The 434-nt window shown below is 29.7% G+C and carries 1 protein-coding gene; it reads right to left on the reverse strand.

Annotated features, from left to right (window positions below; all coding sequences use genetic code 11):
* The coding region (locus tag Q3223_RS19565; RefSeq protein ID WP_407812449.1) for a LysM peptidoglycan-binding domain-containing protein at window positions 1–434 on the reverse strand (434 nt) is incomplete at both ends.

The raw sequence follows: 434 nt of genomic DNA on the forward strand, positions 1-434 counted from the left end.
ATAACTTTTTTATTTTCGGGGATATTATAAATCTCTGGCCATCTTGAACCCTTACCTAAAAGATTTTTAGCTATCTTATATAATGTATCACTTGATTTAACAGTATATATTTTGGTAGTGGTTTTATTGTTAGGTCTATTGTCTTTTAAATCTGTTTTAGTATTACTCTTAGCCTCTTTTTTTAATGTCTCTATCTTTAGTTCTCTGTAAGTTCTAAATGTTATCTCAATGTCTCTATATTCTTCTCTTCCTGCTGTTTGAGTATTGCTAAAACTAGATATTGTAACTAACCCATTGTAACCAAAACCAGTCATTATAAGTCTTAGAGGTTCGGTTTGGTCTACCCATTTTTCAAGCATTGCAACTATTTCAATTGGATTTTTTAACTCACTGTATCTACAATAAGAAGCATCATATAAGTTTGGTAAGAATGT

It is taken from the genome of Clostridioides sp. GD02367 (assembly GCF_045900275.1).
In the GTDB taxonomy this organism is placed as follows: Bacteria; Bacillota; Clostridia; order Peptostreptococcales; family Peptostreptococcaceae; genus Clostridioides; species Clostridioides difficile_A.